We start from the raw sequence: 22,153 nt of genomic DNA, 5'->3' as shown, positions 1-22,153 counted from the left end.
AGATTGTCTGATAAATTGTTAAAGAGCATGGCCAGCGTGCGTAAATCTCACCTGGCGCGGGTTGCGTATATTACGTTTTCCCGCTGAAGAGTCAAGCTTTTATTTGCCCCGGCGGGGCGCTTTTCCCTTCCCGACCCGGCGACGCGTAAGCCGTTGTTCCCGGTCAGTGGAGGCGCATTATAGGGACTTTCCAGCAGGTGACAAGGGCTATTTCAGAAAAAACGTTCAACTGCTCATTATTAAAGCAAAACGTTAGTGAGCTACTGTTTTCAGGGCCGGAAAAGGCCGTTGGAAAAAACCGTCAAGCCCCGGCACCAGCGGGATTGGGATGATTGATACCGATATGGGCGCCGGCGGCATCAGCCAGCATCGCGGGTTACATAAAAAAGCCCCGCCGTAAAAACGGCGGGGCTTTTCAGCCGGATTATCATGGTATCCGATTATTGCCTGGCCACGATGTGGCCGTTTTCCACTTCCAGCCGGATGGGTACGCCCGGGATAAGCGTGCCGGACAGCATCTGCTGCGACAGCGGGTTTTCTATTTCCTGCTGGATGGCGCGTTTCAGCGGCCGTGCGCCGAACACCGGGTCGAACCCCGCCTCGCTGAGCAGCGCCAACGCCTCGTCGGTTAACGTCATGCTGTAACCGCGATCCTCCAGCCGTTTGTACAAACGTTGCAGCTGGATTTGCGCTATCTTGGCGATATGCTCGCGGCCCAACGGATGGAAGACCACCACTTCATCGACACGGTTAATGAATTCCGGGCGGAAATGGTGGCTGACCACCCCCAGCACCATATCTTTCATTTCCTGGTAGTTCATCTGGCCAAAGCGTTCCTGGATAATATCGGACCCCAGGTTGGAGGTCATGATCACCACGGTATTGCGGAAATCCACCGTGCGCCCCTGCCCGTCGGTCAAGCGCCCGTCGTCCAGCACCTGCAGCAGGATGTTGAACACATCGGGATGCGCCTTTTCGATTTCATCCAACAGGATGACTGAATAAGGGCGACGGCGCACCGCTTCGGTCAGATAACCGCCTTCTTCATAACCGACATAGCCCGGAGGGGCGCCCACTAAACGCGATACGGAGTGTTTCTCCATAAACTCCGACATATCGATGCGCACCATGGCGTCGTCGCTGTTGAACAGGAAGGTCGCCAACGCCTTGCATAATTCGGTTTTACCCACCCCGGTCGGACCGAGGAACATAAACGAGCCGATGGGGCGGTTGGGATCGGCCAAGCCGGCGCGGCTGCGCCTGATGGCGTTAGACACCGCTTCCACCGCCTCGTTCTGGCCGATGACCCGGTGATGCAGCGCCTGCTCCATGCGCACCAGCTTGTCGCGTTCACTCTCCAGCATGCGCGAGACCGGGATACCGGTCCAACGCGCCAGCACCTCGGCAATTTCGACATCGGTTACCCGGTTACGCAGCAGGCGCATGGTTTTGCCTTCCGCCTGGGACGCCGCCGCCAGCTGTTTTTCCAGTTCAGGGATCTTGCCGTACTGTAGCTCGGACATGCGCGCCAAATCGCCGACACGCCGGGCTTGTTCAATGGAGAGCTTCGCCTGTTCCAGCTCCGCCTTCAGGGACTGGGTGCCGGAAAGCGAGGCTTTTTCAGCCTTCCACTCTTCCTCCAGCTCGGAATAATCCCGTTCCTTTTGCGACAGCTCGGTTTCCAGCATCTCCAATCGTTTAATGCTGGCATCGTCGGATTCTTTCTTCAACGCCTGCTGTTCCAGCTTGAGCTGGATAATCCGCCGCTCGAGGCGATCCAGCGCTTCCGGTTTGGAATCCATCTGGATTCGAATGCTCGACGCCGCCTCGTCTATCAGATCGATAGCCTTGTCCGGCAATTGCCGGTCGGAGATATACCGATGGGACAGCGTCGCCGCGGCCACGATGGCCGGGTCGGTAATCTGCACATGATGATGCAGCTCATAACGCTCTTTCAGGCCGCGCAGGATGGCGATGGTATCCTCCACGCTCGGCTCGGCGACAAACACTTTTTGGAACCGGCGCTCCAATGCGGCGTCCTTCTCTATATATTGCCGGTATTCATTCAGGGTGGTGGCGCCGACGCAGTGCAGCTCGCCGCGCGCCAGCGCGGGTTTGAGCATATTGCCCGCATCCATCGCCCCGTCGGCTTTACCGGCGCCGACCATGGTATGCAGTTCGTCGATAAACAGGATGATGTGGCCTTCCTGCTTCGAGAGGTCGTTCAACACCCCCTTCAGGCGTTCCTCGAACTCGCCGCGGTATTTTGCCCCCGCCACCAGCGACCCCATGTCAAGCGAAAGCACCCGGCTGTTTTTCATGCCTTCGGGCACTTCACCGTTGATAATGCGCTGCGCCAGACCTTCAACGATGGCGGTTTTACCCACCCCCGGTTCGCCTATCAACACCGGGTTATTTTTGGTGCGGCGCTGCAGGACCTGGATAGTGCGGCGGATTTCCTCGTCACGGCCGATAACCGGGTCAAGCTTGCCAAGCTCCGCCCGTTCGGTCAGATCGATGGTGTATTTTTTTAATGCCTGCCGCTGGTCTTCGGCGCCTTGATCGTTCACGTTGTCCCCGCCCCGCATTTGCTCGATAGCATGGGTGATTTTTTCCGCGCTCGCGCCGGCCGATTTTAGCAGGTCCGCCAGGGTACCGCGCGAATCAAGCGCCGCCGCCACGAACAGTTCGGATGAGATAAAACTATCGGCGCGCTTTTGCGCCAGTTTGTCGCACAGGTTGAGTACCCGCACCAGGTCCGCGGAAGGCTGTACATCGCCGCCGGTGCCTTCCACCTGCGGCAGGCGTTCGATGGCCTTTTCAATTTCGGTGCGCAGCGGGCCGGGATTGATGCCTGCTGATTGCAGTAAGGGCCGCACCGTGCCGCCTTCCTGGTTTAGCAAGGCCTGCATGACGTGAAGCGGTTCGATAAACTGATTGTCACGCCCCAGCGCAAGCGACTGAGCGTCGGCGAGGGCAAGCTGGAATTTATTGGTAAGACGATCCAAGCGCATAACTCCTCCCATATTGGTCAAAATTGCTACTGGAGATTAAATAAGGTCGTTTATTTAAAATTCAAGGATTTTTCGCCAATATAGTTGGGAGATACCTGTCATCCGCCATGGACCGTCTTGGTGAAAGAGATTATATCAGCCGGAGCAAAGTTGCCATACGTCCGGCAACGCCATCGCGCCGACGGAAGAAAAATAATGCGGCCAGGGTCGGACTTCGGCGATTACCGGTCCGGGCCGTGACCGCGCCGGACAGCGGCCCGCGCGTTGGCGGGCGCGGTCACGGCGGGCGCGTTCGACCGGCAGAGGGGGGTTATTCCATGTGCTCGTTAGCCATAGCCACATCCGCCTGCATGGCGGCGATCAACTCCACCATATCCTGAGGCAACGGCGCATGCCATTCCATCTCGATAGAGGTGATGGGATGATACAGGCGCAGCATAGTGGCATGGAGCGCCTGGCGGTCGAACCCGCGCAGCAGTCCGACAAAGGCGTCGGAAGCGCCCTTGGGCGGACGCGGGCGGCCGCCGTATAACGGGTCGCCCACCAGCGGATGGTTGATATGCGCCATATGCACCCGGATCTGATGGGTGCGACCGGTCTCCAGCCGCAGCCGCAGCCGGGTATGGACACGGAAATGTTCCATGATGCGGTAATGGGTGACCGCGGGTTTACCCATCGGACTCACCGCCATCAGGGTGCGTTTGCTGGGATGACGGGAAATAGGCTGTTCCACCGTACCGCCGGCGGTCATATTGCCAATGGCCACCGCCTCGTATTCACGGGTTATCTCCCGCGCCTGCAGGGATTCCACCAGCCGGGTCTGCGCCGGGACCGTCTTGGCCACCACCATCAGTCCGGTGGTATCCTTATCCAGGCGATGGACGATGCCCGCGCGGGGAACCTCGGCAATCGGCGGATAATAATGCAGCAATGCGTTCAGGATGGTGCCGTCGGCATTGCCCGCGCCGGGGTGCACCACGAGATCGCGGGGTTTATTCAGCACCATGATATCGTCGTCTTCATAGACGATATTCAAGGCGATATCCTGGGCCGCCCAGCGGGTATCTTCTTCAAGTACCGCATTGATTTCAATATTTTCCCCGCCGAGCACTTTTTCTTTCGGCGTTGCGAGCACCACCCCGTTGACCTGGACCAGGCCATCAAGGATCCAGACTTTTATGCGCGATCGGGAATAATCAGGGAACATTTCAGCCAAAGCCTGATCTAATCGTTGCCCGAGTTGTGATTCATTCACCACACCGGTGAGTAGTAGTTGTTGTGCCATATGCAGCTTCTTCGTTATCAAAGGGTTTTCACGGCAATGCCGTTTAGAATAATATGCTATTGTAGCTGGTCTCATTCGGGAGCTTAACGGACAGTCTCCCGGAATAACACTCGAGGATAAGCAAAACGTCATGATGCGTATGAAATATCTGGTGGCAGCAGCCACATTGAGCCTGATGCTGGTCGGTTGCTCCAGTTCCAAGGATCCCGTTCCGGATAATCCGCCCGCCGAGATTTATGCGTCCGCGCAGCTCAAATTGCAGGACGGCAACTACAAGGGAGCCATCAGGGAACTGGAAGCACTGGATAACCGCTATCCGTTCGGTCCCTACGCGCAGCAGGTTCAGCTCGATTTGATTTATGCCTATTATAAATCGGCGGACCTCACATTGGCCCAAGCCTCGATCGACCGTTTCCTCCGCCTGAACCCGACGCATCCAAACGTCGATTACGTCTACTACATGCGTGGTTTGACGGATATGGCGCTGGATGACAGCGCATTGCAAGGGTTCTTCGGCGTGGATCGTTCCGACCGCGACCCGGAGCATGCCCGCGCGGCCTATCGTGATTTTACCCAACTGGTCCGCAGCTATCCCAACAGCCAGTATGCCACGGATGCCAGCAAACGTCTGGTTTATCTGAAGGATCGCCTGGCCAAGTATGAGCTGGCAGTCGTACAGTTCTACACCAAACGCGGCGCCTATGTGGCGGTGGTCAACCGGGTCGAACAGATGCTGCGTGACTTCCCCGATGCCCAGGCGACGCGAGACGCGCTGCCGCTGATGCAAAACGCCTATCGGCAAATGCAGCTTCAGGGCCAGGCGGACAAAGTGGCGAAAATCATCAGCGCCAACCCGGCCTGATAACCTAAGCTACGTAAACCGCAGGCAAGAAAATCCCGGTAGCTTCGGCTGCCGTTTTTTTTGCCCGGGGCGGGATGAAAATGGAAGAACGGGGGGAATGGCCGCGGTAAACGCCCGGGCGGCGCCTGACTTATCCATTCAATAATGCCCCATCCCCCCGCAACACTCAAGCCTTGCAACCCCTTTCCGGACAGGGTGTAACTAAACCTGTGATCGCCCACGCAACCCAAAAAAATAAGTGATAGAAATCACACTTTTTCGTCATTCTGAGGGTATGCTTTAACTACGTAGACGGAAAGTAGAGAGGTAGTGATATGATTATCAATATTACCAGTAAGCAAATGGATATTACGCCGGCCATTCGTCAACATGCGGAAGAACGACTGGCTAAACTGGCAAAATGGCAGACCCAGCTGATAAATCCTCATATAATCCTCTCCAAGCAACCACAGGGATTTGTGGCCGATGCCACGCTCAATACGCCCAATGGGCAATTAGTCGCCAGCGCCAGCAACCAGGACATGTACGTTGCTATCAATGAACTGATTACCAAGCTGGAACGCCAGCTCAACAAGGTACAGCATAAAGGCGAGGCCAGGCGCGCAGCGGAATGCGTTAAGACCGCCGCGACTAACATTGTCGAAGAATAACCGGCGTGCGGCCCGGCAATAATCCCCTCCAGGCGACAGGCGGGCCTGTTTAGTCGCCACATCCTGAATAACGCGCCGTAATGGCGCGTTTTATATTGACAGAATGAAAAGCCAACGGTTACTGTAAGCCTCCGGTTAGCCAAAAAGTTGATACCATGCATATAACTCCGTTTTTCTTCGCCTTCTTTTTTATCTTCCCCTGAACGGGAGGCCGGTCGTCCTATGAGAAAGAATACGAAGACGAACAAAAAAGCCTCCTGAAAACAGGAGGCTTTTTTTATGACCTATTGAAAGGTAGCTAATAATATGAGCGACAACCCATTACTGGCACTGCGCGAACGCATCAGCGCGCTGGATTTAAAGCTGTTGACACTGCTGGCGGAAAGGCGCGGGCTGGCGCTCGACGTGGCGCGCAGCAAATTAACCTCCCATCGCCCCATCCGCGATAAGGAACGTGAGCGGCTTTTGCTTGAGCACCTGGTTACAGAAGGCAAGAAACTGAATCTTGACGGGTTTTATATTACGCGTCTCTTTCAGCTGATTATCGAAGATTCCGTGCTGACCCAGCAGGCGCTGTTGCAATCCGACCTTAACCAGACCCTTGAGCGATCGGCGCGCATCGCCTTTCTGGGGCCGAAAGGTTCTTATTCCCACCTGGCCGCGCGGCAATACGGCGCGCGCTATTTTGATCAGGTGGTGGAATGCGGCTGCCAGAAATTTACCGACATTGTCCAAATGGTGGAGACCGGCCAGGCAGACTATGGCGTGCTGCCGATTGAAAACAGCAGCTCGGGCTCGATTAATGACGTCTACGACCTGCTGCAGCATACCAATCTCTCGTTGGTGGGTGAACTGACCAATCCCATCGATCACTGCATGCTGGTGACCGGCGAGAGCAGTATCGACCAGATAGAGGTGGTGTACAGCCATCCGCAGCCGTTTCAGCAGTGCAGTCAGTTTATCAGCCGCTACCCGCAGTGGAAGATGGAGTATTGCGAAAGCACCGCCGCCGCCATGGAAAAAGTGGCGGCGCTGAACTCCCCCCATGCCGCGGCGCTCGGCAGCGGCCCGGGCGGCGCGCTGTACGGCCTGCAGGTGTTGGAACACAACCTGGCCAATCAACAGCAAAATTTCACCCGCTTTATTGTGCTGGCGCGCAAGGCAATTGACGTTTCCGAGCAGGTTCCGGCCAAGACCACCCTGATTATGGCCACCGGCCAGCAGTCCGGCGCGCTGGTGGAAGCGCTGCTGGTGCTGCGCGACCAGGGTATTGTAATGACGCGGCTGGAGTCGCGGCCAATCCACGGTAATCCGCGCGAAGAGATGTTTTATATCGACGTGCAGGCTAATTTACGCGGCGCGGCAATGCAAAAAGCCCTGATCGGGCTACAGGCCATCACCCGGTCGCTGAAGATCCTGGGCTGCTACCCGTCGGAAAACGTGGTACCGGTCGATGCGCAATAAACAGCGCGCTTAATGGCGCCAACATAAAACGGGCCATATCGCATGGCCCTGGGTTTATTATAAAAAAACGGGCGGATATCACACCCACCTCACGCCCTTCCCTTGCCGCCGGACCCGGCTATCTGCGGATGTCGTTAGCCTGGCGTAGCAGCAAGCGGCTCTCCTCCAGGAAGCTCTGGGCGTAGCGGCCGAACCAGTGCTCGATCTTTTTGAAACGGGCGATAAACGCCTGCTTATCCCCCTGCTCCAGCAGGGAAATGGCCTCGCCGAAGCGCTGGTAATAGCGTTTGATCAGCGCCAGGTTGCTTTCCGACGACATAATGATGTCCGCATACAGCTGCGGATCCTGGGCGAACAAGCGCCCGATCATCGCCAGTTCCAGGCGGTAAATCGGCGACGACAGGGCCAGCAATTGCTCCAGCTCGACATTCTCTTCCGCCAGGTGCATGCCATAAGCAAAGGTGGCGAAATGGCGCAGCGCCTGGATAAACGCCATGTTCTGATCGTGCTCCACGGCGCTGGTGCGGTGCAGCCGGGCGCCCCATACCTGGATTTGCTCCAGCAGCCATTGATAGGCTTCCGGCTGGCGGCCATCGCAATAGACGACCACCTGCTTGGCCAGACTGCCGCTATCTGGGCCGAACATGGGGTGCAACCCTAATACCGGCCCGTTATGGGCGGCCAGCATCGCCTGCAGCGGCGCGTTTTTTATCGACGCCAGATCCAGCAGGATACAGTCTTCCGGTAATGGCGGCAGGCGTTCTATTACCTCGACGGTCAGGTGGATTGGCACACTGACTATCACCATGCCCGCGTCCGCCAGCAGTTCCGTCGCCCGCGGCCAGTCCTCCTGTTCGAGGATCCTGACCCGGTAACCGGAAAGCAGCAGCATTTTTTTAAACAGCCCGCCCATCTGGCCGCCGCCGCCGATAATTACCACCGGGCGCAGCTGTGGGCAAAGCGTTTTGAAACCCTTGTCGTTTTCGCTGGAATAGGACTCGCGCATTACGCGTCTTAACACATCTTCTATCAAATCGGGCGGCACGCCCTGCGCCGCCGCCTCTTGCCGGCGCGACGCCAGCATGGCCGCCTCGCGATCGGGGGCATAAATCGGCAGTCCGTAACGACTTTTCACCTCGCCCACCTCGGCCACCAGATGCAGCCGCCGGGCCAGTAAGGCTAAAAGAGACTTGTCCACTTCATCAATCTGATCCCGTAACGCGTTAAGTTCCGCTACCATACGCTCTTATTCTCCCGTCAGCCGTCCCGCAAGGACGCCGCGCAGTTCATTATGCAGTTGTCGTAACAGTGTATCGGTACTTTGCCAATCGATACAGGCGTCCGTTACCGATACGCCGTAGCGCATAGCGTCGCGCGGCTGCTCCGACGACTGGTTGCCTTCATGAATATGGCTTTCCAGCATCAGGCCGATAATGGAGCGGTTGCCCGCCTTGATCTGCGCCAGCGCCGATTGCGCCACCTCGCCCTGGCGCCGATAATCTTTATTGGAATTGCCGTGGCTGCAATCAATCATCAGCGCCGCGTTAAGACCGGCCTTGGCCATCTGCTGTTCACAGTCGGCAATGTCGGCCGCATGGTAATTGGGCTGCTTGCCGCCGCGCAGAATCACATGGCCGTCAGGATTGCCCCGGGTTTGCAGCAGCGCCACCTGTCCCGCCTGGTTAATACCCATAAAACGGTGCGGCATGGCGGCGGCGCGCATGGCGTTGATGGCGGTGGCCAAACTTCCGTCGGTGCCGTTCTTGAATCCCACCGGCATCGACAGGCCGGACGCCATTTCACGATGGGTCTGTGACTCGGTGGTGCGCGCGCCGATGGCGGACCAGCTGAACAGATCGCCTAAATATTGCGGGCTATTGGGGTCCAGCGCTTCGGTGGCCAGCGGCAGGCCCATGCGCACCAAATCCAGCAGCAGGCCGCGGGCGATTTTCAGGCCGGCCTCCACGTCAAAGGAGTTGTCCATGTATGGATCGTTGATCAGCCCTTTCCAGCCCACGGTGGTGCGGGGCTTTTCAAAATAGACGCGCATGACGATGTAGAGCTGGTCGCTCAGCTCCGCCGACAGTTCCGTCAGCCGCCGGGCATAGTCCAGCGCCGAATCCAGGTCATGGATGGAACAGGGCCCGCAGACCACCAGCAGCCGGGGATCCCGGCCGTGTATGATATCGGCGATGGTGTGGCGCGAGGCGGCGATGGCCTGTTGTTCCGCCTCGGTTAAAGGGAACTGCCGTTTAAGTTCTTCCGGCGTAATCATTACCTGTTCATCAAGGATATGGACATTATTGAGCGCATCTTTTTGCATGGTTTGTGTCCTGACTAAAAGTGTAGTGCCGCCGATCGGTAACATCACCCATCCGCTGCGTATGGGCCGTATATTACCATCAATAGTAAATATTTCAATCCATAGCTGTAAATTTTAAATTACATATCATGCTAAACATAGCTGAATCCATAACTTCATCGTAAGAAAAAATAAACTCCATTCAATTTTATTATTTTATTATACAGATAGTTAACGCTATTTATCAGTCTTAAGCCGTTAGCTTGCGTCCTGCCTGCGCGACGCACGACATAAGTGTAAAGTATAATGTACATTAGTGATTATTATTTTTCTATTGCTTTTTTTAACGTCGTCAGAAGGAAATATTTCACCCACAAAAACACCATGACCACGCTACTACCCTCGGCATGTAATGCATCGCTGACCCCGGCAACCGGTTACCATTCATTGAACCGGTATTTTCAGCGGACTGTACGCTTTATGCCGGCAGCCGGCGGTAAACCATGATATGAAGGTGGATTAAATGATGCGTGATGCAAACATATCGGGGGGATGGTTAAACAGTCAGTAGAAGGACTTTGACGCATATGTACAACCTAAACAGCCGGTCACGTTAAATTTTATAAAAATTCTCGATATTTGTGTGGTAAAGGTGTGAGCAAACATTCCCCTAATGAACCCTCCACAATATAAATGGCGGCTAAAAAACGCGTTAGCATACAATCGTTCGCTCGCTTTATCTATTTTATTTTTTCATTCATTATTATAAACTATTCGCGAATTGTTATTAACTTGCTAACCCTAATATTTAACAGGTAAATTAATGAATATAACAAATACATATACCCCTAACATGGCGGAATTTGTGCCTATTAATGCTTGTCAGGCTATGTTAAGTCATAAACAAATAGTCGAGGATATACTTATTCTCAGCAAAAAAGTGTGCAATTTTATTGTTACTCACGCTCAAAAATCATCTATTCTCGAACTTTCACGACTGGTAGGCGCGGGATTACACTGTGGTGATAGAGGTTACTGCCAATCCGGTATTTCTGAGGAAGAGACCCACGGGAAATATCTAGAATATTTCGATATTGAACAAGACATTGAAAAAAAACATCCCTGCTTCGACGATAAACTAGAGCAAAATTTTTTAAACTGCACCGGAGGAGCAGTTTATCTAACTACATTAATTGCGTTATTAATGAAGTGCGCGTTAAAAAATAGCTTTGCCGATGGTAAAATCACAGCACATGAGGGTATATTCTTCCCGCCAAAAATCTCTATATTAATGGCAAAAGCGGGCGGTGGCATATGTAAAGTTGTACAGCTTGAATTTAACAGCTTGGACATTGGCAAACACACTTACATCATAGATCCACTGCTGAATGGTGTATTTGATAAAGACGAAATAAACAGCCAGTTTGAGAAAATGCATTTCCCCGTGTATGCTTCTGCCGAGACGGTTTTGGAAGATGTTCCAGACTTAACCTATTTCATTGATTCTTATAATAAAAATAATAAACTGCATTATGCTTTAGAGCAAGCAAATAAAAAAATACAGGATTCTGGTTTGGAGTATACCATTGTAAAAAATGATAATGTTAGCAATTCATATAATTCATCACTACAAAATATATTTCCAATGATAAATAACGTTATCAGAAAAATTTTAACTGCATCTAAACAACAAGCAGTCTGTACCGTAATGCCTCTCGCAGAGGATCTTTCTGCCCAGCTTCTTGAAGACATAATCGAAATTGCAGCTGATTGCATGAGCTTTACTTATTCAGCTACGGCTTACTCATCTACACGAGCCCTTTTGGATATAGCAAAAATGGAAGCTGTGGAGCTCACTGAGCAACAGATATCAAGGATAGGTTCCTCTCCGGATGACTATGCTGTATCGTCTGCATACAATAATATTATTACAGCGTATCGGAGTTTTGGGGTTATCGACGGTAATGTGGAAATAAGCAACCTCGCTTATTACATGACCAACGTGATATATAATCATTTAACCTCACGCCATGGCAACTGCGGCGAGATGTCACGACTTAACGCAATTTTATTGACGTTTTCACTCGAAAAAAGACTCAGCGCCCTGGGTTATAACGCAAGTATCATCAAGTCATTAAAACCAGCCATAAGCTGTATTGTCGATATGAGTTCATCGGGAGGGCATAGTGCAACGCAGTTGGATTTTGTTATTAATAACCGAAAACGATCATTTATCATCGATTCATTTATTAACAAAGTATTTGATTTTAGAAAAATAGAGGAAGTCTATAGTGATTTTGGCAATAGTTATTATTGCCCAAAAGACATGATATTTTCTGTGGACCAAAACATGGAAAGATTGTTGAAATATCAGCCTTTCCTGGATAACATAGGATCCATGCTGTTAGATGATTTCGGCATAGATGTAAAGAATTGCGGTAATGAAAATCCGTTCAAAACGGTGACATATATTGGCGGAAAAGTTTCGAATGAGATTCTCATCAACTACCAGCCTAAAGTCTATCCTCGCAATAATTTATTAGAATCAAAAGCAAATTTGTGTACATCCAATGGCTAACCTTTGCATTCCCAGCCAATGTGTCCCACGCTAACGCGCTGATATCTAATCTGCATCTTCATATAATGATCAAGGTGTCATCATGGTATCCAACTTATCATCATAACTCATCAGGCTAAAAAAAAAGGCCGGCCAACCGGCCGACCTTTGCTAACTAAATGCTTTCGGATGTTGCGAAAGCGTACTAGGCGTTAAGACGTTCTTTGATACGCGCAGACTTACCAGTACGTTCACGCAGGTAATACAGTTTGGCCTGACGAACGGCGCCACGACGTTTAACCGTGATGCTGTCGATAACCGGTGAATGAGTCTGGAACACACGCTCAACACCTTCGCCATTGGAAATTTTGCGAACAGTAAATGCAGAATGCAGACCGCGGTTACGAATAGCGATAACCACGCCCTCGAATGCCTGCAGACGTTTTTTGCTGCCTTCAACAACCCATACCTTCACTTCCACGGAATCACCCGGACGGAACGCAGGTACGTCCTGCTTCATCTGTTCTTCTTCAATCTGTTTAATAATGTTGCTCATAATAGGTCTCTTACCCTAGGTAAACTGAGTGTTCGGGCTGTCAGCACCAAGGCTGGCATACCCCTATTAGTTTTGTCGCAAAGACTGATGTTCCCGTTGGAACTCAGCCAGCAACTTTGCTTGCTCGTCAGTCAGAGCTAGGCTTTCCAGAAGTTCAGGTCTTCTAAGCCAGGTACGGCCCAGTGACTGTTTCAAACGCCAGCGGCGTATTTCCTCATGGTTGCCCGACAGTAATACCGGCGGAACCTCCATGCCTGCCAATGCTTCGGGACGGGTATAGTGCGGGCAGTCCAGCAAGCCCTCGGCGAAGGAGTCCTCCGCCGCCGATGCCTCATGACCCAATACCCCTGGGATAAACCGGGAGACGGAATCAATCAGCGCCATGGCCGCCAGTTCACCGCCGCTGAGCACATAATCACCGATTGACCATTCTTCATCAATTTCGGTGGCTATCAGCCGCTCGTCTATACCTTCATAACGACCGCACACCAGAATCATCTTCGGGTTGGCGGCCAGCTCGCTCACACCTTGCTGATCGAGCTTACGTCCCTGGGGGGAGAGATAAATCACCTTCGCCCCGGCGCCTGCTTGTTTTTTTGCCTCGTGTATCGCGTCCCGCAAGGGCTGCACCATCATCAGCATGCCCGGTCCGCCGCCGTAGGGGCGTTCGTCCACGGTGCGATGCCTGTCGTGCGCGAAATCACGCGGACTCCAGCACTGCATACTCAGCAGGCCGTTTTTCACTGCCCGGCCAGTTACCCCGTAATCAGTGATTGCGCGAAACATATCGGGAAACAGGCTGATAACACCAATCCACATAACGCCGTTCCACCCATTATCACTGTTTTACCGCCGGGGTTCAAAAACTCGGATCCCAATCGACCTCAATCACGTGAGCGCCGAGATCCACTTTTTTGATAACCTGTCCGTCGAGGAACGGGATCAACCGCTCCTGGATACCGAAGGCATCTTTCAGGTTGGCTTTTACCACCATGACATCATTGGAGCCGGTTTCCATCATATCGATGACGCCGCCCAGCTCATAGCCCGCAGTGGTCACTACCCGGCAGCCCGTAAGGTCTTTCCAGTAGTAATCACCCGCGTCCAGAGCCGGCAGCTGCGTAGAGTCCACGACGATTTCACAGTTCGTCAGCAGAGCCGCCGCTTCCCGGTCTTCCATGCCTTTGACCTTGATGATCAAATCCTGACTGTGGCGCTTCCAGCCTTCCAGCTCGATACACTGCCACTCACCCGCCCGTTTAATGAACCAGGGCTGGTAATCAAAAATGCTTTCGGATTCTTCAGTGGAAGAAAACACTCTGAGCCAACCGCGAATGCCATACGTCGATCCCATTTTGCCCACGATAATGGGGTTGGTGGGAATTGCGGTACGGATTTGTTTGCTCATAGCCGCCACCGAGATCCTTTAAGCCGCTTTCTTCGCGTCTTTGATAAGACCAGAAACGCGTTCTGAAACGGTTGCGCCCTGGCCGACCCAATGCTCGATGCGATCCAGGTCTAAACGCAGGCCTTCAGCCTGACCGGAAGCGATCGGGTTGTAGAAGCCAATACGTTCAATAAAGCGACCATCACGCGCATTGCGGCTGTCGGTCACGACGATTTGATAAAACGGGCGTTTTTTTGCGCCGCCACGTGCCAAACGAATTGTTACCATAACATCCTCTTTAGTTAATAAAACAACCGGGCCCCATCGAGGAACGGGGCCCAGTTGCCATTTAAAGCTGTAGTATAAAAAGCTCCAAAATTCTACGCGTTTTGGGGCAAAAAGCAATCGATAGTTAACGCCCGGTGAATCCCGGCGGCATCATGCCCTTCATGCCGCGCAGCATTTTAGCCATTCCGCCCTTCTTCATTTTCTTCATCATGCGCTGCATGTCATCGAACTGCTTGAGCATGCGATTGACGTCCTGCACCTGCAAACCACAGCCGGTGGCGATACGGCGCTTGCGCGAACCTTTGATGATCTCGGGCTGCGCGCGCTCCTTGAACGTCATGGAGTTGATGATGGCCTCCATACGCACCAGCACGCTGTCGTCCATTTGCGATTTTACGTTGGCCGGCAGCTGGCCGGCGCCGGGCAGCTTGCTCATCATGCTGGCCATGCCGCCCATATTGCGCATTTGTTTAAGCTGATCGAGAAAATCGGTTAAATCAAAACCGTCGCCTTTTTTAAGCTTGTTCGCCAGCTTTTCAGCCTGGACGCGATCGACCTTGCTTTCGATGTCCTCGATGAGCGACAGCACGTCGCCCATGCCCAGGATCCGCCCGGCGATACGCTCCGGGTAGAAGGGCTCCAGGGCGTCGGTTTTTTCACCCACGCCCATGAACTTGATCGGTTTGCCGGTAATATGGCGGATGGACAACGCCGCCCCGCCGCGCGCGTCGCCGTCGACCTTGGTCAGGATCACCCCGGTGAGCGGCAGCGCCTCGTTAAACGCCTTGGCGGTATTGGCGGCGTCCTGACCGGTCATGGCGTCGACGACGAACAGCGTTTCCACCGGCCCGACGGCCGCGTGAATCTGCTTGATTTCGTCCATCATGGCTTCATCGACATGCAGGCGGCCGGCGGTATCGACCAGCAGCACATCGTAGAATTTCAGTTTCGCGTGCTGCAACGCCTGGTTGACGATATCAATCGGCCGTTGCGCGGCATCGGATGGGAAGAAATCCACCCCCACCGTCTCCGCCAGGGTTTCCAACTGCCGGATGGCCGCCGGGCGATAAACGTCGGCGGACACCACCAGCACTTTTTTCTTATGCTTTTCGCGCAGATATTTGCCAAGCTTGGCGACGCTTGTGGTTTTACCGGCCCCTTGCAGGCCCGCCATCAACACCACCGCCGGCGGCTGGGCCGCCAGGTTGAGCTCGTTATTCTCCTCGCCCATCGCGCTAACCAGCTCGGTGCGCACGATTTTGACGAATTCCTGTCCCGGCGTCAGGCTTTTATTGACTTCCTGGCCGACCGCGCGCTCTTTTACCCGATTGATAAAATCACGCACCACGGGCAGGGCCACGTCGGCTTCAAGCAACGCCATGCGCACTTCGCGCAGGGTTTCTTTAATGTTCTCTTCTGTCAGGCGGCCCCGGCCGCTGATATTGCGCAATGAGCGCGATAATCTGTCGGATAAATTTTCAAACATCGTTCTCTACTCAACCTGCTCAACCTGGCGTCCGGCCGCTTGCGCGACATTATTGCCGCTGAGTATAACACGAAGCCGCGGCGGATCGCTGCCCCCGCGACGAGAACGTTTGGTGCGGGGCGCCGCTGACGCTATACTGGTCGCCTCTTTCATCCTAGCCAAAGCCCATTTGCCATATGTCCTGGATTGCCCTACTGGCTTTTGTTGCCTACGCCGTAAGTCTCGGCCTGATCCTGCCCACCATTTTGCGCAGGAACGACGCCTATCGCCGCCTGGCGCTGCTCTCCGCCACGGTGGCGCTGGCAAGCCACGCCGGCACGCTGTATCTGCGCATTTTCAACGTTGATGCCGGACAGAACCTGAGCCTGCTGAACATCGGCTCCCTGGTGAGCCTGCTGATAGCCTTGGTGATGACCTCGGTCGCCACGCGTAACCGCGGCTGGTTTCTGCTGCCGGTGGTGTATATTTTCGCCATGATCCATTTGGCCGTCTCCGCGCTGATGCCCGGGGAATTTATTACCCACCTGGAAGCCTCGCCGGCGCTGCTGGTTCATATCGGCCTGGCGCTGTTTTCCTATGCGGTGCTGATTATCGCCGCCTTGTATGCCTTCCAGCTGGCCTGGCTGGATCATTTACTGAAGACCAAACGGCTGACGTTCAGCGCCGATATGCCGCCGCTGATGGGCATTGAACGTAAAATGTTCCATATCACCCAGGTCGGCGTGGTGCTGCTGACCCTGACCCTGGGCACCGGCCTGGTGTATATGCAAAATATGTTCAGCGGTGAAAACCTGCATAAAGCCGTGCTCTCCTTCATCGCCTGGCTGGTCTATATTGTTTTATTGTGGGGCCATTATCGTGAGGGCTGGCGCGGGCGCCCTGTGGTCTGGCTGAGCCTGGTCGGCGTGCTGCTGTTGACGCTGGCCTATTTCGGCAGCCGCATCTGGCAGAATATGCTGGCCGGTTAACGAGAAACCGACGGCATCCCATCGCGGGGTGCCGCCGAACGCTTTATTTACGCCTAAAAAGGAATCCCCACGTTGGAACAGGTTTCAACCAGTACGCTGATAATTATTCTGGTGATTATGGTACTGGTGTCCGCTTATTTTTCGGCCTCCGAAACCGGGATGATGACCCTCAATCGTTATCGTCTGCGGCATCTGGCCAAACAAGGCAATCGCGCCGCGCGCCGCGTCGAAAAGCTATTACGCCGTACCGACCGCCTGTTAAGCCTGGTCCTGATCGGCAACAACCTGGTCAATATCCTGGCCTCGGCGCTGGCCACCATTGTCGGCATGCGCCTGTATGGCGATCTTGGCGTGGCGATCTCAACCGGCATTCTGACTTTTGTTATTCTGCTGTTCGCCGAAGTGCTGCCCAAGACCGTGGCGGCGCTGTATCCCGAACATATAGCCCTGCCCAGCAGCCTGCTGCTGGCGCCGCTGCAAAAAATCATGATGCCGCTGGTCTGGCTGCTGAACATCATTACCCGCATCCTGATGCGCATCATGGGCATCAAAGTCCCGTCTAACCTGAATGACGCCCTGAGCAAAGACGAACTGCGCTCCATCGTCAATGAGTCCCGTTCGCTGATTTCGCGGCGCAACCAGGACATGCTGCTGTCGGTGCTGGATTTGGAAAAGGTCAGCGTCGGCGACATCATGGTGCCGCGCAATGAAATTGTCGGCATTAATGTCAACGATGAATGGCGCAATATTATCCGCCAGCTGACCCATTCCCCCCACGGGCGCATCGTGCTGTACCGCGACAATCTCGACGATGCCATCGGCATGCTGCGGGTGCGCGAAGCCTATCGCCTGATGACCGAGAAACAGGAGTTTACCAAGGAAAACCTGCTGCGCGCCGCCGATGAAATCTATTACATTCCCGAAGGTACGCCGCTGAATATCCAGTTGGTGAAATTTCAGCGCAACAAAGAAAAAGTCGGTCTTATCGTCGATGAGTACGGGGATATCCAGGGACTGGTGACGGTCGAGGATATTCTGGAGGAGATTGTCGGCGACTTTACCACCTCCATGTCGCCCACCCTGGCGGAGGAAGTGATCCCGCAAAGCGACGGTTCGGTGCTTATCGAGGGCGGCGCCAATATCCGCGAGCTGAACAAGGCCTTCAACTGGACGCTGCCGGAAGCCGAGGCGCGCACGGTTAACGGCATGCTGCTTGAGGCCCTGCAGGATATCCCGCCGGTGGGCGCGCAGACTCAGATTGGCAGCTATAAGATTGAAATCATGGCGGTGCAGGACAATATGATCAAACAGGTGCGCATTACCCCGCAGAAGGCCTTTAAAACGGGCGTGGACGAAGCCTGATCCCCATCGCGATACCTTTGCCCCATACAAAAAGCCCTCCACAGGGAAGGGCTTGGGATGATGGCAAATCCATGCGGGCGGCCACGGCCGGTCTAGATATGCAGCTCCGCCAGTTTTTCCTTCGGCAGCGCCAGTTCATCGTTATGGTTCACCCGGATATCGTTATCCAGAATATGCTGGGCAATCTCCTGCGCTTCCGGAAGGGAATGCATGTGATAGGTCCCGCATTGATATTCATTTAACTCGGGAATTTTATTCTGGTCGGTCACTTTCAGCACATCGGCCATGGCGGCCTTCCATGCGTTGGCGACGCGAACTTCATCCGGCGCGCCTATCAGGCTCATGTAAAAACCGGTGCGACAGCCCATGGGGGAAATATCGACGATTTCGACACCGTCGCCATTAAGATGATTACGCATAAAACCGGCGAATAAATGTTCCAGAGTATGAATGCCGCGCTCGGGCATCACTTCCAGATTGGGTCGGCAAAAACGCAAATCAAAGACGGTGATGGTATCGCCATGGGCAGTTTTCATGGTCTTTGCAACACGAACCGCAGGTGCGGCCATGCGGGTGTGGTCTACAGTAAAGCTATCCAGTAGTGGCATACGTCACCTCCTCTTAGAAAAATAAATTTTTTTTACCATTGCAAGGAAACTTTTCCCCTTGGCGCGAGTCATAATTTATGAAAGACGCGCATTTGTTATCATCATCCCTGTATTCAGAGATGTTTATTTGGCCACAGTCCTCTGTGGCCTTTTCTTTTTCAGCCGGCGTTATGCTGCGCAACAAACTGCTCAAAACCCACCGTATCACCGGCTTCAATCTCGCGCTGCCGCTGCCAGGAACGCGACTGCTCCGCCGCCAACCCCTCTTCGGTCAGTATTTCCAGCGGTTCATCGCATAAAGTTTGCCGATACTCATTCGCCAGCATCAAGCCCAGTCCGCCAATGCCATGTTCTTTCATCGCCTCGAGAAGGCGCGCCGAGAAGGTCAGGGTCGGATCGTCAAAGCAGGCTCCCAGGTTATCGCAGGCCTGGCGGTACTGTTCATTATGATTATTACCGTCGAGAATCAACGCCACGCGGCGCAAATCCCGGAACAAAGCCTTGCCGATCTGGGCCAGCGGCTCCTGCTGGGAGCCGCAATCGACGCCCAGCATCAGGCCGGGTTTGCGTCCTTCCAAAATGACTTTATTCCAGTTGGTGCGGGTGCACAGCACCTCCTCCGCGCTCATTTCCGGCGCCTCAGCCAGCGTACACCAAATCAGGAAAAGATCCAGGAAGCGCGCCTGCTGTTCGTCGATGCCGATAGGCGAAAAGGGATTGATGTCGAGAGACCGTACTTCAATATACTCAATGCCACCGCGCAGTAGGGCATCGGACGGAGATTCACCCTTTCGGGTCACACGTTTGGGGCGTACCGGCGCATAGAGCTCGTTTTCGATCTGCAGCACGTTGGTGTTGATCTGTAGCCGTTTGCCGTGCTTTTCCAAACCGATACGCTGGTAGTCGGCAGAGGGCGTCTTGATGGCCCGCTTAAGGGCGATAATATAATCCTCCAGCCGATTGAAGGTCATTCCCAGCTGGTTTTGCGACTTATTGGTGTAACCCAGGTCGCTGAGCCGCAGCGATGTGGCGTACGGCAGATAGATCATGCCGGATATCGAGCGTTCAAAGGGCAAATCGGTCTGGCGTCCGTCAAGGAAGGACGAACAGATTGCCGGCGAGGCCCCGAATAAATAAGGGATAACCCAGCCGAAGCGATAATAATTGCGGATAAGGCGCAGGTAACCGTCGGAAATTTCCGCTTTGCCGCTTAACTCATCCGTGATGCCCAGCCGCGCCTGCCAAAATGCCAGCGGCAGAGAAAAATTATAATGTACGCCGGAGATAATCTGCATCAGGGCGCCGTAACGATTCTTCAAGCCTTCGCGATACAGTGTCTTGAAGCACCCGATGTTGGAAGAACCATATTGCGCCAGTTCAATGGGCTGGGTATGGTCGATGAAACACGGCATGCTCATCGGCCACATGCGTTCCTCGCCCAGTTTGCGCGCCACGTGGCGATGGATATCGCGCAGCATGGCCAGCAGATGATCGACATCGTCATCTACCGGCGTGATAAATTCGAGCAGTGCTTCGGCAAAATCCGTGGTAATCCATTTATGCGTCAACGCCGCGCCCAGTGATTCGGGATGCGGGGTTTGCGCCAAACGGCCGTTGGCTGAAATGCGCAAGGTTTCGCGCTCCACACCCCGGCGAATACCTTCCAGCGCATGAGGATTGGCTTCCAGCCATGAAAGTGCTTCAGATACGTCCGGGATCAAATTGACCTCCCGCAGTTAATTTTGAATTGGGTAAGCATAATTGAATCTGCTCGTTTATCGCTATCTATCGTTATCATTTACGCATTCATCATCAGGTTAGACCTGGAAATGTTAACCAGGCAAATTTGTCCTAATGTAATGCTTTTCCCAACTATAAAGAGATCATAATGGGCTTTGCGTTAACCGGACGTCATGGCGGCGGGCGGCGTCGCCGGCGATGATGGCCAGCGCAGGGGCATTGTCACGGCAGCGAGGCATACGCCATACGCCGGCGACGACAATGACAAGACGCCCGGTATGCCGTCAATTGCTTTTTAGGACATCCGCACATCGACATACGCCATGCCGGCCGCGCGGGCGGCCTGAATGCCAAATTCAGCATCTTCGAACACGACGCATTCCCCCGGCGCCACGCCCATCAGCTCGGCGCAACGCAAAAACGTATCTGGAAACGGCTTATGCCGGGTCACGTCATCGGCCCCGACGACCGCATCAAAATAGTGCAGCAGGTCCAGACGTTCAAGCAGCGACACGGCCATAAGATGCTCGCTGCCGGTGCCGACCGCCATGGGACGCTTGCCGTGATAGGCTTTCACCACCTCGATCAATGGCAGCGGCACCACATTGTCCAACAGCATCATCGCCACCGCCGCGGTTTTCTCTTGCGCCAGCAGATAAGGATCCAGCGTAGATCCATGGCTTTCGATAATGGTTTTGGCGACAAACCAGGTAGGCGAGCCGTTCAGCCCGGCCATTGCCGCACCATCATAACGCATCCCATATTTGCCAAGCACCTGGTGCCAGGCTTTATGGTGGGAAGGCTCGGTATCGAGCAGCGTGCCGTCCATATCGAAAATCAACCCTGCGTACTGATTGTACATCATCGTTTCCCGATGCTAAAAATAAGCCTTTACTGTAACGCAAAGTCATAAAATTGTCGCTTTTTCTGTTATATGGGGGGGCGCGACGCAGGCGGACGCAGGATGGGAAAAGCGGGGTGCGCGTGTAATTAGGAATATCACCGGTAGGTTAAGGGAACAAAGTGTGGAAAACAGCAGCCGGCAGAGGCATGAGAGAGAGGGAGTGGATAGCCGCTCGGAGAATATCCCGGATACGGGATCGGATAACAACAAAGGCACCGGCATGGTGCATCCAGGAGGATTCGAACCTCCGACCGCTCGGTTCGTAGCCGAGTACTCTATCCAGCTGAGCTATGGATGCAAATTACGGATGCAAATTACGGATGCAAATAATGTATCGGGTGGAAGGTAAAGCAGTTTAACAATAAAAATGGTGCATCCAGGAGGATTCGACCCTCCGACCGCTCGGTTCGTAGCCGAGTACTCTATCCATCTGAGCTATGGATGCATTGTAGTAACAACTTATTTTTCCTGACCGTGCTAACAGACAGGTTGATGGTGCATCCAGGAGGATTCGAACCTCCGACCGCTCGGTTCGTAGCCGAGTACTCTATCCAGCTGAGCTATGGATGCATTCTTAAATAATGGCGGTGAGGGAGGGATTCGAACCCTCGATACAGCTTTTGACCGTATACTCCCTTAGCAGGGGAGCGCCTTCAGCCTCTCGGCCACCTCACCTACGCGCCGATGTTAAAGCTCATCGGCACTGCGTGGCGCACATAT

At 53.9% G+C, this 22,153-nt stretch carries 19 protein-coding genes, 4 tRNA genes and 1 other annotated feature; of the genes, 7 read left to right on the top strand and 16 right to left on the bottom strand.

What is annotated here, in order from left to right:
- Nucleotides 1–440: 440 nt before the first annotated feature.
- Together clpB and rluD are read right to left on the bottom strand one after the other, a co-directional pair.
- Nucleotides 441–3,014 (bottom strand): ATP-dependent chaperone ClpB, encoded by a 2,574-nt coding sequence (gene clpB, locus VGC33_RS23185; protein ID WP_331123122.1) that lies wholly within the window; start codon nucleotides 3,012–3,014, stop codon nucleotides 441–443.
- A 310-nt stretch (nucleotides 3,015–3,324) separates the two neighbouring features.
- The gene (gene rluD, locus VGC33_RS23180) at nucleotides 3,325–4,299 is read right to left on the bottom strand and encodes a 23S rRNA pseudouridine(1911/1915/1917) synthase RluD (protein ID WP_331123121.1); all 975 of its coding nucleotides are present in this window, start codon (nucleotides 4,297–4,299) and stop codon (nucleotides 3,325–3,327) included.
- Between the two features lie 130 nt (nucleotides 4,300–4,429).
- Between rluD and bamD the strand changes: the two genes are divergently transcribed.
- From bamD to pheA, 4 genes are all read left to right on the top strand, one after another.
- Complete coding sequence (gene bamD, locus VGC33_RS23175) at nucleotides 4,430–5,161, top strand: outer membrane protein assembly factor BamD (protein ID WP_331123120.1); 732 nt, start codon at nucleotides 4,430–4,432, stop codon at nucleotides 5,159–5,161.
- Nucleotides 5,162–5,475: 314 nt separating this feature from the next.
- On the top strand, nucleotides 5,476–5,811 hold the full coding sequence (gene raiA, locus VGC33_RS23170) for a ribosome-associated translation inhibitor RaiA (RefSeq protein WP_331123119.1): 336 nt from the start codon (nucleotides 5,476–5,478) through the stop codon (nucleotides 5,809–5,811).
- 154 nt (nucleotides 5,812–5,965) lie between these two features.
- Nucleotides 5,966–6,092, top strand: a sequence feature (Phe leader region).
- Complete coding sequence (gene pheL, locus VGC33_RS23165; protein ID WP_331123124.1) at nucleotides 5,967–6,014, top strand: pheA operon leader peptide PheL; 48 nt, start codon at nucleotides 5,967–5,969, stop codon at nucleotides 6,012–6,014. Its footprint overlaps the feature before it by 48 nt.
- 25 nt (nucleotides 6,093–6,117) lie before the next feature.
- The gene (gene pheA, locus VGC33_RS23160; protein WP_331123118.1) at nucleotides 6,118–7,275 is read left to right on the top strand and encodes a bifunctional chorismate mutase/prephenate dehydratase; all 1,158 of its coding nucleotides are present in this window, start codon (nucleotides 6,118–6,120) and stop codon (nucleotides 7,273–7,275) included.
- A 118-nt stretch (nucleotides 7,276–7,393) separates the two neighbouring features.
- Here pheA and tyrA read toward each other — a convergent pair whose 3' ends face one another.
- Nucleotides 7,394–8,515 carry a bifunctional chorismate mutase/prephenate dehydrogenase gene (gene tyrA / locus VGC33_RS23155; RefSeq protein WP_331123117.1) on the bottom strand — a complete coding sequence of 374 codons (1,122 nt, stop codon included), beginning with the start codon at nucleotides 8,513–8,515 and terminating at the stop codon, nucleotides 7,394–7,396.
- Nucleotides 8,516–8,521: 6 nt separating this feature from the next.
- On the bottom strand, nucleotides 8,522–9,598 hold the full coding sequence (locus VGC33_RS23150) for a 3-deoxy-7-phosphoheptulonate synthase (RefSeq protein ID WP_331123116.1): 1,077 nt from the start codon (nucleotides 9,596–9,598) through the stop codon (nucleotides 8,522–8,524).
- A gap of 802 nt (nucleotides 9,599–10,400) precedes the next feature.
- Here VGC33_RS23150 and VGC33_RS23145 point away from each other — a divergent pair.
- A complete protein-coding gene (locus VGC33_RS23145) occupies nucleotides 10,401–12,155 on the top strand; it encodes a hypothetical protein (RefSeq protein WP_331123115.1) in 1,755 nt (584 codons plus the stop codon).
- 184 nt (nucleotides 12,156–12,339) lie between these two features.
- Here the strand turns inward: VGC33_RS23145 and rplS are convergent, their stop codons facing one another.
- The 5 genes from rplS to ffh form a co-directional block, all read right to left on the bottom strand.
- Complete coding sequence (rplS, locus tag VGC33_RS23140) at nucleotides 12,340–12,690, bottom strand: 50S ribosomal protein L19 (RefSeq protein ID WP_331123114.1); 351 nt, start codon at nucleotides 12,688–12,690, stop codon at nucleotides 12,340–12,342.
- A gap of 66 nt (nucleotides 12,691–12,756) precedes the next feature.
- Nucleotides 12,757–13,509 (bottom strand): tRNA (guanosine(37)-N1)-methyltransferase TrmD, encoded by a 753-nt coding sequence (trmD, locus tag VGC33_RS23135; protein WP_331123113.1) that lies wholly within the window; start codon nucleotides 13,507–13,509, stop codon nucleotides 12,757–12,759.
- A gap of 40 nt (nucleotides 13,510–13,549) precedes the next feature.
- A complete protein-coding gene (gene rimM, locus VGC33_RS23130) occupies nucleotides 13,550–14,098 on the bottom strand; it encodes a ribosome maturation factor RimM (RefSeq protein ID WP_331123112.1) in 549 nt (182 codons plus the stop codon).
- A gap of 18 nt (nucleotides 14,099–14,116) precedes the next feature.
- On the bottom strand, nucleotides 14,117–14,365 hold the full coding sequence (gene rpsP, locus VGC33_RS23125) for a 30S ribosomal protein S16 (RefSeq protein ID WP_162363866.1): 249 nt from the start codon (nucleotides 14,363–14,365) through the stop codon (nucleotides 14,117–14,119).
- 124 nt (nucleotides 14,366–14,489) lie between these two features.
- Nucleotides 14,490–15,851, bottom strand: a complete 1,362-nt coding sequence (gene ffh, locus VGC33_RS23120; protein ID WP_331123111.1) for a signal recognition particle protein — start codon at nucleotides 15,849–15,851, stop codon at nucleotides 14,490–14,492.
- 176 nt (nucleotides 15,852–16,027) lie between these two features.
- On the opposite strand from ffh, the gene VGC33_RS23115 reads away from it, so the two are divergent.
- On the top strand, nucleotides 16,028–16,819 hold the full coding sequence (locus VGC33_RS23115; protein WP_331123110.1) for a cytochrome C assembly family protein: 792 nt from the start codon (nucleotides 16,028–16,030) through the stop codon (nucleotides 16,817–16,819).
- A gap of 72 nt (nucleotides 16,820–16,891) precedes the next feature.
- Nucleotides 16,892–18,181 carry an HlyC/CorC family transporter gene (locus VGC33_RS23110; protein ID WP_331123109.1) on the top strand — a complete coding sequence of 430 codons (1,290 nt, stop codon included), beginning with the start codon at nucleotides 16,892–16,894 and terminating at the stop codon, nucleotides 18,179–18,181.
- Nucleotides 18,182–18,273: 92 nt separating this feature from the next.
- On the opposite strand, the gene luxS is transcribed toward VGC33_RS23110, so the two are convergent.
- From luxS to VGC33_RS23075, 7 genes are all read right to left on the bottom strand, one after another.
- The gene (gene luxS / locus VGC33_RS23105; protein ID WP_331123108.1) at nucleotides 18,274–18,789 is read right to left on the bottom strand and encodes an S-ribosylhomocysteine lyase; all 516 of its coding nucleotides are present in this window, start codon (nucleotides 18,787–18,789) and stop codon (nucleotides 18,274–18,276) included.
- 158 nt (nucleotides 18,790–18,947) lie between these two features.
- A complete protein-coding gene (gshA, locus tag VGC33_RS23100) occupies nucleotides 18,948–20,510 on the bottom strand; it encodes a glutamate--cysteine ligase (RefSeq protein ID WP_331123107.1) in 1,563 nt (520 codons plus the stop codon).
- A gap of 314 nt (nucleotides 20,511–20,824) precedes the next feature.
- The gene (gene yqaB / locus VGC33_RS23095; RefSeq protein WP_331123123.1) at nucleotides 20,825–21,391 is read right to left on the bottom strand and encodes a fructose-1-phosphate/6-phosphogluconate phosphatase; all 567 of its coding nucleotides are present in this window, start codon (nucleotides 21,389–21,391) and stop codon (nucleotides 20,825–20,827) included.
- A 263-nt stretch (nucleotides 21,392–21,654) separates the two neighbouring features.
- Nucleotides 21,655–21,731 (bottom strand) — tRNA-Arg (locus tag VGC33_RS23090).
- Between the two features lie 70 nt (nucleotides 21,732–21,801).
- A tRNA-Arg gene (locus VGC33_RS23085) sits at nucleotides 21,802–21,878 on the bottom strand.
- 48 nt (nucleotides 21,879–21,926) lie between these two features.
- Nucleotides 21,927–22,003: transfer RNA gene (locus VGC33_RS23080), tRNA-Arg, on the bottom strand.
- Between the two features lie 12 nt (nucleotides 22,004–22,015).
- A tRNA-Ser gene (locus tag VGC33_RS23075) sits at nucleotides 22,016–22,108 on the bottom strand.
- Nucleotides 22,109–22,153 lie beyond the last annotated feature (45 nt).

This window comes from Acerihabitans sp. (genome assembly GCF_036398755.1).
Taxonomy (GTDB): domain Bacteria; phylum Pseudomonadota; class Gammaproteobacteria; order Enterobacterales; family Enterobacteriaceae; genus Acerihabitans.
Note: the sequence above shows the minus strand (reverse complement) of the source record. Positions and strands in the feature narration are given on the sequence as shown.

What these genes read in the sequence shown, in the direction of transcription:
- VGC33_RS23115 (WP_331123110.1), top strand. Translation starts at nt 16,028, where the DNA reads ATGTCCTGGATTGCCCTACTGGCTTTTGTTGCCTACGCCGTAAGTCTC.
- rluD (WP_331123121.1), bottom strand. Translation starts at nt 4,299, where the DNA reads ATGGCACAACAACTACTACTCACCGGTGTGGTGAATGAATCACAACTC.
- pheA (WP_331123118.1), top strand. Translation starts at nt 6,118, where the DNA reads ATGAGCGACAACCCATTACTGGCACTGCGCGAACGCATCAGCGCGCTG.
- tyrA (WP_331123117.1), bottom strand. Translation starts at nt 8,515, where the DNA reads ATGGTAGCGGAACTTAACGCGTTACGGGATCAGATTGATGAAGTGGAC.
- raiA (WP_331123119.1), top strand. Translation starts at nt 5,476, where the DNA reads ATGATTATCAATATTACCAGTAAGCAAATGGATATTACGCCGGCCATT.
- rplS (WP_331123114.1), bottom strand. Translation starts at nt 12,690, where the DNA reads ATGAGCAACATTATTAAACAGATTGAAGAAGAACAGATGAAGCAGGAC.
- bamD (WP_331123120.1), top strand. Translation starts at nt 4,430, where the DNA reads ATGATGCGTATGAAATATCTGGTGGCAGCAGCCACATTGAGCCTGATG.
- VGC33_RS23145 (WP_331123115.1), top strand. Translation starts at nt 10,401, where the DNA reads ATGAATATAACAAATACATATACCCCTAACATGGCGGAATTTGTGCCT.
- VGC33_RS23150 (WP_331123116.1), bottom strand. Translation starts at nt 9,598, where the DNA reads ATGCAAAAAGATGCGCTCAATAATGTCCATATCCTTGATGAACAGGTA.
- ffh (WP_331123111.1), bottom strand. Translation starts at nt 15,851, where the DNA reads ATGTTTGAAAATTTATCCGACAGATTATCGCGCTCATTGCGCAATATC.
- rpsP (WP_162363866.1), bottom strand. Translation starts at nt 14,365, where the DNA reads ATGGTAACAATTCGTTTGGCACGTGGCGGCGCAAAAAAACGCCCGTTT.
- rimM (WP_331123112.1), bottom strand. Translation starts at nt 14,098, where the DNA reads ATGAGCAAACAAATCCGTACCGCAATTCCCACCAACCCCATTATCGTG.
- yqaB (WP_331123123.1), bottom strand. Translation starts at nt 21,391, where the DNA reads ATGTACAATCAGTACGCAGGGTTGATTTTCGATATGGACGGCACGCTG.
- luxS (WP_331123108.1), bottom strand. Translation starts at nt 18,789, where the DNA reads ATGCCACTACTGGATAGCTTTACTGTAGACCACACCCGCATGGCCGCA.
- trmD (WP_331123113.1), bottom strand. Translation starts at nt 13,509, where the DNA reads ATGTGGATTGGTGTTATCAGCCTGTTTCCCGATATGTTTCGCGCAATC.
- clpB (WP_331123122.1), bottom strand. Translation starts at nt 3,014, where the DNA reads ATGCGCTTGGATCGTCTTACCAATAAATTCCAGCTTGCCCTCGCCGAC.